Annotated in this window: 2 protein-coding genes, 1 rRNA gene and 1 pseudogene; 2 read left to right on the forward strand and 2 right to left on the reverse strand. The window is 57.1% G+C overall.

The annotated features are described in order from the left end of the window. Window positions 1-7 precede the first annotated feature (7 nt). Window positions 8-123 (forward strand): 5S ribosomal RNA (gene rrf, locus AC4PR2_RS27955). A gap of 513 nt (window positions 124-636) precedes the next feature. After that, entirely contained in the window at window positions 637-1,947 is a 1,311-nt protein-coding gene (locus AC4PR2_RS27960) for an MFS family transporter (protein WP_147840222.1), read from the forward strand. A gap of 36 nt (window positions 1,948-1,983) precedes the next feature. Here AC4PR2_RS27960 and pssA read toward each other — a convergent pair whose 3' ends face one another. Continuing rightward, window positions 1,984-3,339 carry a CDP-diacylglycerol--serine O-phosphatidyltransferase gene (gene pssA / locus AC4PR2_RS27965; RefSeq protein ID WP_060441100.1) on the reverse strand — a complete coding sequence of 452 codons (1,356 nt, stop codon included), beginning with the start codon at window positions 3,337-3,339 and terminating at the stop codon, window positions 1,984-1,986. Between the two features lie 152 nt (window positions 3,340-3,491). Beyond that, window positions 3,492-3,851, reverse strand: a pseudogene (locus AC4PR2_RS27970) (GNAT family N-acetyltransferase); the annotation flags it as partial. Between the last annotated feature and the right edge of the window lie 77 nt (window positions 3,852-3,928).

Below are 3,928 nucleotides of genomic sequence, written 5' to 3' on the forward strand. Positions count from 1 at the left end.
GAATTTGCCTGGCGGCAATAGCGCGGTGGTCCCACCTGACCCCATGCCGAACTCAGAAGTGAAACGCCGTAGCGCCGATGGTAGTGTGGGGTCTCCCCATGCGAGAGTAGGACACTGCCAGGCATCAAATAAAACAACAAGCCTCATGCGAAAGCATGGGGCTTTTTGTTTTGTCTGTTATCTGGCGTTCTGCACGAGCATGGGCATGCGAAAGGCCCGTCGGGAACGGGCCTTAACGCCGCGTGCGGCGGCCCCGGAAGGGAGAGTCTCAGGATGAGACGAATTGTGTAGGACAAATCCGCCGGGAGCGGATTTGAACGTTGCGAAGCAACGGCCCGAAGGGGGGGCGGGCAGGACGTCCGCCATAAACTGCCAGGCATCAAACCAAGCCGAAAGCCCTGAACTGACGTTCAGGGCTTTTTGCTATGCGTAAAATGGAAAATCCCCGTTGTAACCCGCTTCATCTTTCATCTCACGATTCTATATTCATCACAAAACCAATTCATTTTTTGAATGAACTCCAGATATTCTTCGTCCGCTATTAAGTTTGGCTGTTAACTTATAAATAACAATAAAGTAACAACCAGGGCAGCAGGAAGCCGAATTTCATCATTGCTATGGCTCGGAGAACATATCATGACAGAAACAACCTCGGCTCTTGAGGGTGAGCGCGGCGTCGAACAGGGGGCGCTGGATAACAAAAAACGCATTTTCGCTATCGTTGGGGCTTCGTCAGGCAATCTGGTGGAGTGGTTTGATTTTTACGTTTACTCCTTCTGCTCAATCTACTTTGCCGCCTCATTTTTTCCGGCGGGCAACAGCACCACGCAGCTGCTGCAAACCGCCGGGGTATTCGCCGCCGGCTTCTTTATGCGGCCTATCGGCGGTTGGCTGTTCGGTTACATTGCCGACAAACATGGCCGAAAAAACTCAATGCTGCTTTCGGTCTGCATGATGTGCGCCGGATCGCTGGTGATCGCCTGCCTGCCGACATATGAATCGATCGGCAGCTGGGCACCGGCGCTGCTGTTGATCGCGCGCCTGTTCCAGGGGCTGTCTGTGGGCGGCGAGTACGGCACCAGCGCTACCTACATGAGCGAGGTGGCGATCAAGGGCCGCCGTGGCTTTTATGCCTCGTTCCAGTATGTCACGCTGATCGGCGGGCAACTGCTGGCGCTGCTGGTATTGGTGATCCTGCAGCAAATATTGTCCGGCGAAGAGCTGAAGGCCTGGGGATGGCGTATTCCGTTTGCCCTGGGTGCCGTGTTGGCGGTAGTGGCGCTGTACCTGCGCCGCTCGCTGAATGAAACCTCCGATGCGAAGACGCGTAACCATAAGGATGCCGGTTCGCTGACGGGGCTGTGGAAAAACCGTAAAGCGTTTCTGATGGTGCTGGGCTTTACCGCCGCCGGTTCGCTGACCTTCTACACCTTCACCACCTACATGCAGAAATATCTGGTGAACACTGCCGGTATGGACGCCAAGCTGGCCAGCGCCATCATGACCGTCGCGCTGTTCGTCTTTATGCTGCTGCAGCCGGCGGTCGGCGCGTTCTCGGATAAAATCGGCCGTCGCAGCTCGATGCTGATCTTCTCGGCATTGGCCACTGTGTTGACGGTGCCAATTCTGTTTGCCCTGAAAGAGGTGACCAATCCCTTTATGGCGTTCGGCCTGATCGTGCTGGCGTTGTTCGTCGTCAGCTTCTACACCGCGATCAGCGGGCTGCTTAAAGCCGAGATGTTCCCGCCGGAGGTGCGTGCGTTAGGGGTCGGCTTGTCTTATGCGGTAGCGAATGCCCTGTTCGGCGGTTCGGCGGAATATGTCGCGCTGTCGCTGAAATCGTTCGGCGTGGAGAACGCTTTCTTCTGGTACGTTTCCGGCATGTGCCTGCTGGCGTTGCTGGTCTCGCTCCGGCTGCATCGTAAAGGCAAGGAGATACAGCTGTAATAAAAACCCCGGCCTTGGCCGGGGTCAGAGTACATCTTACAGGATACGGCTAATCAGCCGATCGATGCGGATGCGCCGCAGACGGCGAATCAGCTTGCGCACCTTGATCGGGTACTGCTGAATGCTTTGCAGCTCCTGATAGTGGCCGACCACGGTGGTGTGGGTGCGGATGCATTCCAGCTCTTTTTGCCGCTGCTCGCGCATTTCCTGCTTGGGATCGTGGATCAGAATGGCGTTTTCCAGATCCAGCCGCCAGGCGCGTGGGTTGAGGTTATTGCCGGTGACCAGCTGCCACTCTTCGTCTACCCACATGCCTTTCAGGTGATAGCTGTTATCGCCATCCTTCCACAGACGCACGATCAGCTGGCCGGTGTCGACATAACGCTGCAAGCGGCTCAGGAAGCGGCGCAGGTTGATCTCGTACAGGTAGGGCAGCGCGCCGATGATTTTGAACGGCTGGTCTTCCGGAATATAGAAGTCGTTGGCAGTTTTGTCGCCGACGATGATCTCCACCTGTTTGCCCTGGCGCAGCAGATAAATGATGTTGCGCACCAGCAGCGCCGGCAGGTTGAAATAGGGGGTACACAGCGTCAGTTTCTGGTCGGCGCACGACATCAGGTGATGAATGGTTTTATTCAGCACGCTTTGCTTGCCAAGCCCAACCAGCGGCGTCACCGCCAGCTCATCGTTACCGGCTTTACCGCGGAAGTGGTAACCGGCGCGGCGCAGGGCGAAACGGAATAGACGGGTCTCGTTTTTGATCTCCGGGCTTTTCGGCCGATCGCTGCGATCGAGGCGCTGTACGGCGCCAGCGGTGAGCAGATGCTGCTTGATGTAATCGATCAGGGTATCGGCCAACGCCTCGTTGGTGATCAGCTGGTAGCGATCGTAACGGTATTTCTCATGCTGATGCAGATAGACGTCATTGATGCTGGCGCCGCTGTAGATCACGGTATCGTCGACCACGAAGCCCTTCAGGTGCAGTACGCCCAGCGCTTCGCGGGTATTGACCGGTACGCCGTAGATAGGCACCGACTGCTCTGGATGTTGGCTGGCCATGGCGCAGTACCAGTCGGCGTTGGTATTGGCGGCGGCGGCGCCGATGCGCCCGCGCTGTGCGCGGTGCCAGTCGACCAGCACGCAGATTTCCAGCTCGGGCCGCTGCTGCTTGGCTTGATACAGCGCGTTGAGGATCTCGCGCCCGGCGTCGTCATGCTCCAGATACAGGGCCACCAGATAGATACGTTGGGTGGCGTTGGCGATGGCGTCCAGCAGCGTGGTGCGAAAGTCGGACGGCGCGTACAGCGTACGAACATCAGCAACCGTCTGGGGGAGTTTGGGCAGTTGTGCAAGGTGTTGTTGATGTTTGCTACGTTTAAATTTTGACAACATCACAGTGCGTTTCTTCTCTCATGATTGATGGCCGGAACGCCACAGGCTTAAAAACAATAAACCGAATAATCGGGCGATAATACCATTAGTTGCCTCGATTGTGCGTATGTTTTGGCGTTAAGTGGTGGATTCGTAGCGCATTGCGACGCAGGTCACTGCGCGTCGGCGGCCTGCAGCGGCAGCGTCAGATTGACGATGCCGTCCTCAAGCTGCACCTCGATGCCAAAGCCCAGCCGCTGCGCCAGTGCGATCATGCCGCGGTTATTCGGCATGGTGATGCCGCTCAGGCGAGTCAGGCCATGAGCGCGCGCATAGGCGATCATTTTCTCCAGCAGCTGACGGCCCAGGCCCACGCCTTTCAGATCGGAACGCACCAGCACGGCGAATTCGGCGTCGGTGTTGTCCGGATCGGACAGCGCGCGGGTCACGCCGATGATCTCGTCTGCGCGCACCGCCACAAAGGCCATTTCTCGATCGTAGTCGATCTGCGTCATGTTGGCCAAATCGTCATGTATCTCGCGTCAATTATTTTGGCCGGTCGGCGACAATTAAAATGGCCGGTTCACTACGGCGCCAGTGATGCCGCCTC

The sequence above is a fragment of the Serratia sp. A07 genome, assembly GCF_058725505.1.